Annotated in this window: 6 protein-coding genes; all 6 read left to right on the forward strand. The window is 62.2% G+C overall.

The features are described from left to right. The coding region (locus KGB27_RS29975) for a BamA/TamA family outer membrane protein (protein ID WP_223557303.1) at nucleotides 1-145 on the forward strand (145 nt) is incomplete at its 5' end. Further along, on the forward strand, nucleotides 142-3,810 hold the full coding sequence (locus KGB27_RS29980; RefSeq protein ID WP_223557302.1) for a translocation/assembly module TamB domain-containing protein: 3,669 nt from the start codon (nucleotides 142-144) through the stop codon (nucleotides 3,808-3,810). The genes KGB27_RS29975 and KGB27_RS29980, both read left to right, overlap by 4 nt. 256 nt (nucleotides 3,811-4,066) lie before the next feature. Next, a complete protein-coding gene (locus KGB27_RS29985; RefSeq protein WP_008032787.1) occupies nucleotides 4,067-4,540 on the forward strand; it encodes a MarR family winged helix-turn-helix transcriptional regulator in 474 nt (157 codons plus the stop codon). Further along, nucleotides 4,537-6,006 carry an efflux transporter outer membrane subunit gene (locus tag KGB27_RS29990; protein ID WP_008045129.1) on the forward strand — a complete coding sequence of 490 codons (1,470 nt, stop codon included), beginning with the start codon at nucleotides 4,537-4,539 and terminating at the stop codon, nucleotides 6,004-6,006. Before KGB27_RS29985 ends, KGB27_RS29990 begins: the two co-directional genes overlap by 4 nt. A gap of 15 nt (nucleotides 6,007-6,021) precedes the next feature. After that, nucleotides 6,022-7,224 carry an efflux RND transporter periplasmic adaptor subunit gene (locus KGB27_RS29995; RefSeq protein WP_207286673.1) on the forward strand — a complete coding sequence of 401 codons (1,203 nt, stop codon included), beginning with the start codon at nucleotides 6,022-6,024 and terminating at the stop codon, nucleotides 7,222-7,224. Between the two features lie 169 nt (nucleotides 7,225-7,393). Beyond that, nucleotides 7,394-8,923 carry a DHA2 family efflux MFS transporter permease subunit gene (locus KGB27_RS30000; protein WP_008032779.1) on the forward strand — a complete coding sequence of 510 codons (1,530 nt, stop codon included), beginning with the start codon at nucleotides 7,394-7,396 and terminating at the stop codon, nucleotides 8,921-8,923. The last annotated feature ends 76 nt before the right edge of the window (nucleotides 8,924-8,999 follow it).

Consider the following 8,999-nt stretch of genomic DNA (forward strand, 5'->3'; position numbering starts at 1 on the left):
ACTCGAACTGCCTGATCTCAAGACCGGCGTCGGTATCGGCGTGCGCTGGGTGTCACCGGTGGGGCCGATTCGCCTCGACCTGGCCCACGCGATGGACGACGACGGCGGCATACGACTGCACTTTTCCATGGGGCCTGAGCTGTGAAGCGTGGTTTGAAAGTAACGCTGCTGACGATTCTGGCGCTGTTGATGCTGGTGCTGCTGACCGTGACCACGGTGCTGGGCACCGCGACGGGCAGCCGCTGGGCGCTCGGCTTTGTGCCGGGTTTGACGGTCGAGAATTTCCAGGGCCGTTTGGGTGGTCAGTGGAGCGCCGATCATCTGGTCTGGCAGCAGGACACCAGCCGGGTTGAGCTGAGCAAGGTGATTTTCGCCTGGTCGCCGTTGTGCCTGACGCGCATGACCCTGTGCATCGAGCAACTGAAAGCCGATCAGGTCAGCCTGCAATTTCCGCCGGGTCCTGAAGAGCAGAGCAGCGGACCGATCACCTTGCCGGATCTGAAATTGCCACTGGCCATCGAGCTGGGCGACGTGCAGGTCGGCAGCTTGCTGTTCAACGGCAGCGAAGAACTCAAAGGCCTGCAACTGGCGGCGCACTGGACCGAGCAGGGGATGCAGATCGACTCGGTGCAACTGCAACGCGACGACCTAAGCCTGAATCTGTCCGGCCTCCTGCAACCCAACGGCAACTGGCCGCTCAAGGCTGAGGGCAAACTGACCCTGCCGGCGCCCGAGCCCTGGGCGCTGGCGCTGAAAATCAACGGCGACCTGCTGAAAACCCTGAAGCTCACCGCCGACAGCAGCGGTTACCTGAACGGCCAACTGAGCGGCGAGTTGCAGCCGCTGGTGGACAACTTGCCGGCCAAGGTGCGGATCACCGCCGACGGCTTCAAACCCAGTGCGGACCTGCCAGACACCCTGCAACTCAATCAGCTTGAACTGACCGGCGACGGCGACCTGAAAAACGGCTACCAGTTGCGCGGCAACGCCACGCTGCCCGCTGAGCAAGGCCCGGTTGCACTGATGCTGCAAGGTAAAGTCGACGCCAACGGCGCACAGATCGCTGCGCTGGACCTGACCGCCAACGACAAGCAAAGTCTCAAACTCACGGGTGTTCTGGACTGGAGTAAAGGCCTGAACGCCACGGCGAAAATCGACTGGCTGGATTTCCCCTGGCACCGGCTCTATCCGCTGATCGACGAACCTGAAGTGGCGTTGCGCAGCTTCAACGGCGAAGTCTCCTACACCGACGGCAAATACCTCGGCAACTTCAAGGCTGCACTGGATGGCCCGGCCGGGGCGTTCAGCCTGAGCAGCCCGTTCGCCGGCGACCTGACGAAAATCTACCTGCAACAAATCCAGCTCGAAGCCGGGCAGGGCAAGGCCGAAGGCCACCTGAACCTGCAATTTGCCGATGGCATTGCCTGGGACACCGCGCTGGACCTCTCGGCGATCAACCCGGCGTACTGGGTCGCGGAATTGCCGGGCACCCTGGCCGGACCGTTGCGCAGTAAAGGCGAGATGAAGAATGAAAAACTCAGCCTGAACGCGGACCTTGATCTGAAGGGCAAACTGCGTGGCCAGCCGGCCATCCTGCAAGCCAAGGCCGATGGCAGCGGCGAGCAATGGAACCTCAGCGCGCTGCAAATCCGCCTCGGTGACAACAGCATCACCGGCAAGGGCAGCCTGCAACAGAAACTCGCCGGCCAGATCGACATCAAGCTGTCGCGCCTGGCGCAGCTGTGGCCGCAACTGCGCGGCCAGCTCAATGGTCGCGTCGATGTCGCCGGCACGCTCAAGGCACCGCAAGGCAAGCTCGGGCTGCAAGGCACGCAACTGGCGTTCGAAGATAATCGCCTGCAAAGCCTGAACCTCGACGCGACCCTCGACAGTGCGCAACGGGCGAAAATCGACTTCAAGGGCAGCGGCATTCAGACCGGCGACACGTCGCTGGGCACGCTGACGGCCAGCGGTCAGGGCGATATCAAAAACCAGAAACTGACACTCGACCTGCAAGGCCCGCAACTGAAACTGGCCCTGGGCCTCGACGGCAATCTGGACAAAGGCAACTGGCGCGGACGTTTGGCCAGCGGTGACATTCAGGCCGGTGGCCAGGACTGGAAGCTGCAAAACCCGGCGAAACTCGAACGGCTGGCGGACGGCAAAATCAACTTCGGCGCCCATTGCTGGATGTCCGGCCCGGCCAGTTTGTGCGGTGAAGACCAGCGCCTGATGCCGGAACCGAAGTTGCGTTATCACCTCAAGCAATTCCCGATTGAAAGCCTTGCGCAATGGCTGCCGAAGGATTTCGCCTGGAAGGGCCGGCTTGATGCCGATCTGCAACTGGACCTGCCGGCCAGCGGCCCGAACGGCCAGATCAGCCTCGATGCCAGCGGCGGCACCCTGCGCATCAAGGAAAAGGATCAGTGGCTGGACTTCCCCTACCAGACCCTGAAACTCACCAGCAAACTCACGCCCAAGCGCATCGACACCGACCTCAACTTCGTCGGCGGCAAGCTCGGCGAATTGAGTGTGCAGGCGCAGATCAATCCATTGCCGAAGAACAAACCGCTGACCGGTGTGTTCCGCCTCAATGGCCTTGACCTGTCCGTGGCGCGACCGTTTGTGCCGATGGTCGAGAAACTCACCGGACGCCTGAATGGCAGCGGCACGATTTCCGGTGGGCTGCTGGCGCCTTTGGTCAACGGCAACCTGTTGCTCAGCGACGGCGAGATTTCCGGTCCTGAATTGCCGATGGACCTTGAAGCGTTGCAGCTTCAAGCGCTGATCGCCGGCGAAACTGTGCAGTTGAACGGTGGCTGGAAAAGCGGCAAGAGCGGGCAGGGCAGCTTGACCGGCAGCATCGCCTGGGGTCAGGCGCTGGTGGTGGACCTGGCGCTCAAAGGCACGCAATTGCCGGTCACTGTCGAACCGTACGCCAAGCTCGAAGTGGCGCCGGACTTGAAGATTTCGATGAAGGGCGACGAGCTGGCCATCGCTGGCAAAGTGCTGGTGCCGAAAGGCGAAATCACCGTGCGCGAGTTGCCGCCATCGACGGTCAAGGTCTCTGATGACACGGTGATCATTGGCGCGCAGACCGAAGAGGGCAAACCGCCGCTGGCGATGAAAATGGACATCGACGTGGCGGTCGGCGAAGACAAACTCAGCTTCGCCGGGTTTGGCCTGACCGCCAACCTGCAAGGGCACGTGCACATCGGCGACAACATGGACACCCGCGGCGAGCTGTGGCTCAACGACGGGCGTTACCGGGCCTACGGCCAGCGGCTGACAGTGCGTCGGGCGCGTTTGCTGTTTGCCGGCCCGATCGATCAGCCGTACCTGGACATCGAGGCGATTCGCCAGACCGACGACGTCATCGCCGGTATTCGCCTGAGCGGCAGCGCCGAGCAGCCGGCCACGCAGATCTTCTCCGAGCCGGCGATGAGCCAGGAACAGGCCTTGTCCTATCTGGTGCTCGGGCGTCCGCTGAGCACCACCGGTGAAGACAACAACATGCTGGCGCAGGCCGCGCTGGGGTTGGGCCTGATGGGCAGTGCCGGGGTGACCGGCAAACTGGCCAGCGATCTGGGGATTCAGGATTTCCAGCTCGATACCGAGGGCAGCGGCAATACGACGAGTGTGGTCGCCAGCGGCAATATCTCCGAGAAGCTCAGCCTGCGATATGGCGTTGGCGTGTTTGAGCCGGCCAACACCATTGCCCTGCGCTACAAGCTGAGCAAGAAGGTGTACCTCGAAGCGGCGGGTGGCGTGGCCAGTTCGCTGGATATCTTCTACAAGCGGGATTTCTAAACCCCGTTCCTTCAGAAAAACCGAGTCGCCCCAATCGCCGGCAAGCCGGCTCCTACAGAGACCGCAAGATCAACGCGGCCCCTGTAGGAGCCAGCTTGCTGGCGATAGCAATCGACTCCCCCCCCCACAAAACCCACCTGCAAAACTCCATTTATCCACTAAATACAAAGCAACCTAACTATTACGTTGACATTGGCTGCCTAGGCAGTAACATCTCGACATACATTCTCTGCCTAGGCAGCTAATTGGTGGTCAGATGAAACATTTCACCCCGGACGAATTCAAGAACTGCCATCTCGGTCTCCTGCTCGGGCGCGCCGCGCTGCTCAAGGACCGGATCATCGACACGCACATGGAACCCCACGGCATCACCGCCGCGCAGTTCAAAGTGCTGATCATCATCGCCCAATACGGCGTCGATACCCCGGCCGAGCTGTGCCGGCACCTGTCACTCGACAGCGGTTCGATGACCCGCATGCTCGATCGTCTGGAACAGAAAGGTTTCCTCGCCCGCCAACGCTCCGAAGCGGACCGCCGTCAGGTGCAGCTTGTGTTGACTGAGCAAGGCCAGCAGTTGGCTGACCGCTTGCCGGTGATCGGCGCCGACGCGATGAACGAACTGGCCGGTGCGATCACTCCGGATGAGCTGAAAACCCTGGAACAGATCCTGAAGAAAATTTTGGTGGCAGCCGGTGACTCGATCACGCTGCTGCGGGTAGGTGACAAATGAGCAGCAAAACCTTGCGCGCCGGCCTGAGCCTGGTGCTCGCGGCCATGACCCTGGCCGGATGCGCCAGCTACAGCGGCCTGACCACCGAAGGCAAAAGCCTCGATGCGAAAGACCTCAAGGCCGGGCAATCCCTCAGCGGCGTGACCCTGTCGCCTGCGGCCTGGCCGAAAAGCGACTGGTGGAAAAGCCTCGGCGACCCGCAGCTCGACGGTCTGATCCGCGAAGCCCTGCACGACAGCCCCGACATGCAGATCGCCGACGCCCGCGCCCATCAGGCCAGCGCCGCCGCGTATGCCGCCGACGCCGCGCGGATGCCGACCCTCGATGCCAGCGCCGGCGTCAGCCGTTCGCGTCTGGCCCGGGATCAAGACCCGAGGGGCGAGGGCGATGCCTACTCCACCGTGCGCAACATCGGCGCCAGTTTCAATTACAACTTCGACCTCTGGGGCGGTCAGCGCGACGCCTGGGAGGCTGCGTTGGGCCAAGCCCGGGCTGCCGAAGTCGATCAACAGGCCGCGCAGCTGACGTTGTCTGCCGACGTCGCCCGCGCCTACAGCGATCTGGGGCAGGCGCACATCGTTTATGACCTCGCCAACGAAGACCTCAAGCGCACCCGGCAAATGCTCGACCTGAGCCAGCGTCGCCTGAGTTCCGGGATCGACAGCCAGTACCAGTTCCAGCAAACCGAAAGCCTGGAAGCCACGTCTGAAGCCAGCCTGATCGACGCCGAGAAACGCCTGCAAAGCGCGAAAATCGCCTTGGCGGTCTTGCTCGGCAAAGGCCCGGATCGCGGCAACGAAATCGCCCGGCCGAAGATTCTTCAGGCCAGCGCCGTCGCATTGCCGTCGGTCCTGCCCGCCGAGTTGCTCGGTCGTCGTCCGGATCTGGTGGCCGCGCGCTGGCGGGTCGAGGCGGCCAGCAAGAACATCGACGCCGGCAAGACCCGGTTCTATCCCAACCTGAACCTCAGCGCGGCGGCCGGTGCCGAGTCGTTGCTGGGCGACGCGATGTTCGGTTCGGCCAGTCGATTCTTCAACATCGCACCGACCATTTCCCTGCCGATTTTCGACGGCGGCCGCCTGCGCGCCGACCTCGATGCCCGCGACGCCGATTACGACCTCGCCGTTGCGCAGTACAACAAAAGCCTGGTGAAAGCCCTCGGTGATGTCAGCGACACCATCAACCAGTTGCGTGACATCGGCCGGCAGATCGGCGCTCAGCAGCACGCCACCGACATTGCCCAGGATTCTTACAACACCGTGGTCCAGCGGTACGGTTCCGGCATCGGCAACTACCTGGACGTGCTCAGCATCGAGCAGCAATTGCTCCAGGCCCAGCGTCAGCTGGCCAACCTGAATGCCGAGCAGATCGACCTGTCGATCCAACTGATGCAGGCGCTGGGCGGCGGTTTTCAGGGCGAAACCCTGACCGCGGCCAACGCAACCCCAGCCACGCAGCACAACTAATTCAAGGTAATGGTCATGGCCACTGCACAAAACATTCAAACCACTGACAACAGTCCAGACACCAGCAACCCGCGCAAACGCAAAGTCATGCTGGTGGTCCTGGCCATCGTGGTGGTCCTCGCCGGTGTCGGCGTCTGGGGTTATCACGAATTCTTCGGGCGCTGGAACGAAAGCACCGACGACGCCTATGTGAACGGCAACGTGGTGGAAATCACGCCGCTGGTCACCGGCACCGTCGTGAGCATTGGCGCTGATGACGGCGACCTGGTCCATGAAGGCCAGGTGCTGGTGAATTTCGACCCGAACGACGCCGAAGTCGGTCTGCAAAGTGCCCAGGCCAACCTCGCTCGCACCGTGCGTCAGGTGCGCGGCTTGTACAGCAACGTCGACGGCATGAAAGCCCAGGTCAATGCCCAGCAGGCGGAAGTGCAGAAGGCCCAGGACAACTTCAATCGCCGGAAAAATCTCGCGGCGGGCGGGGCGATTTCCCAGGAAGAACTGTCCCACGCTCGCGATGACCTGACCTCGGCGCAAAACGCCCTGGCCAACGCCAAACAGCAGCTGAAAACCACCAGCGCCCTGGTGGATGACACCGTGGTGTCGTCGCACCCGGACGTGATGTCGGCCGCCGCGCAACTGCGCCAGGCATACCTGAACCATTCCCGCAGCACTCTGATTGCACCGGTGACCGGTTACGTCGCCAAGCGCTCGGTACAACTCGGTCAACGGGTCCAGCCGGGCACCGCGCTGATGGCGGTGATTCCGCTGGATCAGTTGTGGATCGACGCCAACTTCAAGGAAACCCAACTGCGCGACATGCGCATTGGCCAACCGGTGGATATCCAGGCTGACCTGTACGGCAGCGACGTGAAATTCAGCGGCACCATCGACAGCCTCGGCGCTGGCACCGGCAGCGCGTTTGCCCTGCTGCCGGCGCAGAACGCCACCGGGAACTGGATCAAGATCGTGCAACGTGTGCCGGTGCGGATTCACATCAACGCCGAAGAACTGGCCAAGCACCCGTTGCGCGTGGGCCTGTCGACTCAGGTCGATGTGAACCTGCGCGACCAGAGCGGCCCGGTGCTGGCGCAACAGCCGCCGCAAAAGGCGTCGTTCAGCACCAGCGTCTACGACCGTCAGTTGGCCGAGGCCGACGCGATGATCACGCAGTTGATCCACGACAACAGCGCAGCGGTCAGCAAAACCGCGCAACGCTGATTCGCCATGACACCGACCCTGTGGGAGCGAGACCGGCTTGCTGGCGATGGCGGATTAACATTCAACATCATTGTTGAATGAGCCACCGTTATCGCGAGCAGGCTCACTCCTACAAGGTCAGCTGCGTCTTTAATGGGCGCAGCGCCCATCAGGTTTCAAAGGATTCGCGATGAGCAATAACGCGTCTTTCACCCCGCCCAGCCTGCTGCTCAGCACCATCGGCCTGTCGCTGGCGACTTTCATGCAAGTGCTCGACACCACCATCGCCAACGTGGCGTTGCCGACGATTTCCGGCAACCTGGGCGTGAGTTCGGAGCAGGGCACCTGGGTGATCACCTCGTTTGCGGTGAGCAATGCGATTGCGCTGCCGCTGACTGGCTGGCTCAGTCGGCGCTTTGGCGAAGTGAAACTGTTTCTGTGGGCGACGATCCTGTTTGTGCTGGCTTCGTTTCTCTGCGGCATTTCCACCTCGATGCCGGAGCTGATCGGCTTTCGGGTGCTGCAAGGTCTGGTGGCCGGGCCGTTGTACCCGATGACCCAGACGCTGCTGATCGCGGTTTATCCGCCGGCCAGGCGCGGCATGGCCCTGGCGTTGCTGGCGATGGTCACGGTGGTGGCGCCGATTGCCGGGCCGATTCTGGGCGGCTGGATTACCGACAGTTATAGCTGGCCGTGGATCTTCTTCATCAACGTGCCAATCGGGGTTTTCGCGGTGATGGTGGTGCGTTCGCAGCTCAAGGCGCGGCCGGTGGTGACCAGTTATCAGCCAATGGATTACGTCGGCCTGATCACGTTGATCATCGGTGTCGGCGCGTTGCAGGTGATCCTCGACAAGGGCAACGACCTCGACTGGTTCGAATCGAATTTCATCCTCATCGGCGCGGCCATTTCCGCGATTGCGCTGGCGGTGTTCGTGATCTGGGAAATGACCGACAAACACCCGGTGGTCAACCTGCGCTTGTTTGCGTATCGCAACTTCCGCATCGGCACGATTGTGCTGGTGTTGGGTTACGCCGGGTTCTTCGGCATCAACCTGATCCTGCCGCAATGGCTGCAAACGCAGATGGGCTACACGGCAACGTGGGCCGGGCTGGCGGTGGCGCCGATCGGGATTCTGCCGGTGATCCTCTCGCCGTTTGTCGGCAAGTACGCGCACAAGTTCGACCTGCGGCTATTGGCAGGCCTGGCGTTCCTGGCGATTGGCCTCAGCTGCTTCATGCGCGCCGGGTTCACCAACGAGGTGGACTTCCAGCACATCGCCCTGGTGCAGTTGTTCATGGGCATTGGCGTGGCGCTGTTCTTCATGCCGACCCTGAGCATTTTGATGTCGGACCTGCCACCGAGCCAGATTGCCGATGGCGCGGGCCTCGCGACGTTCCTGCGGACACTGGGCGGCAGTTTTGCGGCGTCGTTGACCACGTGGATCTGGATTCGCCGGGCGGATCAGCATCACGCGTACATGAGCGAGAGCATCAGCACCTACGAACCGGCGACCCGCGAGGCCCTGAATGCGCTGGGCGGTGCGAACAACCCGGCGTATGCGCAGCTCGATCATGTGCTGACCAGCCAGGCGTACATGCTCTCCACCGTGGATTACTTCACGTTGCTGGGATGGGCGTTCATGGGGTTGATCGTGCTGGTGTGGCTGGCGAAACCGCCGTTTGCGGCAAAGGCCGGGCCCGCGGCCTCCGGCCATTGAGCGAATCCCTGTAGGAGCGAGGCTTGCCCGCGAAAGCGTCGTATCATTCAGCATTGATGTTGACTGACACGACGCC

The organism is Pseudomonas sp. BF-R-01 (assembly GCF_019946615.1).
GTDB classification, from domain to species: Bacteria; Pseudomonadota; Gammaproteobacteria; order Pseudomonadales; family Pseudomonadaceae; genus Aquipseudomonas; species Aquipseudomonas migulae.

What these genes read in the sequence shown, in the direction of transcription:
- KGB27_RS29985 (WP_008032787.1), top strand. Translation starts at nt 4,067, where the DNA reads ATGAAACATTTCACCCCGGACGAATTCAAGAACTGCCATCTCGGTCTC.
- KGB27_RS29990 (WP_008045129.1), top strand. Translation starts at nt 4,537, where the DNA reads ATGAGCAGCAAAACCTTGCGCGCCGGCCTGAGCCTGGTGCTCGCGGCC.
- KGB27_RS29995 (WP_207286673.1), top strand. Translation starts at nt 6,022, where the DNA reads ATGGCCACTGCACAAAACATTCAAACCACTGACAACAGTCCAGACACC.
- KGB27_RS30000 (WP_008032779.1), top strand. Translation starts at nt 7,394, where the DNA reads ATGAGCAATAACGCGTCTTTCACCCCGCCCAGCCTGCTGCTCAGCACC.